The following is a 790-nucleotide window of genomic DNA, read 5'->3' as shown; positions in this document are numbered from 1 at the left end:
GCCGCCCCCGACGACGTGGTCTGGCGCGGCCAGTCCGCCGACCGTTTCTTCGGCCAGGACGACACCTTCGGCCAGCTCGCCGACGCGGTCGGGGCCGGCAAGGACATGGTCGACGAACGCGGCAGCGCGGAGCTGCGGATCGAGGCGGCGCGCGCGCTGATCTCGCTCGCGGACCGGTTCCAGTTCGACCGGCACATCTCCTCGCTGCTGTCCCGCGCGATCGTCGAAGCCGCACGGGACGAGATCGACGCCACGGTCGAGCGGGGCATCACCCGCCTCGCCTCCGGCGAACGCGTCCCCTACGACCTCGGCCTCCAACTCGCCCTGCTCACCGTCGCGATGAAGACGTACGACGAGTCGCGCGCGAACGACGCCATGATCCGCCTCGGCGCCGCCCACCCGGGCGAGCGAGCCCTCCGGGAACTCGCGGACGCCACCGGAAGCTCCCTCTGGCTGCTGTAGCGGCCATCGCTCGCCCACCGGTCCGACCGGTCAGGGACGGGGCGGCTTTCCGTTCCCGTACAGCCAGTCCCTCCAGATTTCGCTGAAGTCGCGTCCCGGTGCCATCCGTTCCACGTACGCCGTGAAGTCCGCCGTGTTCGCGTTGCCGTGGCGGTGCGTGGCCGCCCAGCCCTGGATGATGTCGTAGAAGCGTGCGTCGCCGACCGTGCGGCGGATCTTGTGGAGGACCATCGCGCCGCGTTCGTAGACGGGGCTGTCGGAGATGTGGGCGGCCACGCACCGCCACGGCAACGCGAACACGGCGGACTTCACGGCGTACGTGGAACGG

The 790-nt window shown here is 70.9% G+C and carries 2 protein-coding genes; one reads left to right on the top strand and one right to left on the bottom strand.

All coding sequences use genetic code 11. The features are described from left to right. The coding region (locus tag JHN63_RS51615) for a hypothetical protein (protein WP_374223040.1) at nucleotides 1-462 on the top strand (462 nt) is incomplete at its 5' end. A 30-nt stretch (nucleotides 463-492) separates the two neighbouring features. On the opposite strand, the gene JHN63_RS51610 is transcribed toward JHN63_RS51615, so the two are convergent. Continuing rightward, a partial coding sequence (locus JHN63_RS51610; protein WP_267953886.1) for a M1 family aminopeptidase occupies nucleotides 493-790 on the bottom strand: 298 nt, incomplete at its 5' end.

It is taken from the genome of Streptomyces sp. MBT65 (assembly GCF_016612545.1).
Taxonomy (GTDB): domain Bacteria; phylum Actinomycetota; class Actinomycetes; order Streptomycetales; family Streptomycetaceae; genus Streptomyces.
Note: the sequence above shows the minus strand (reverse complement) of the source record. Positions and strands in the feature narration are given on the sequence as shown.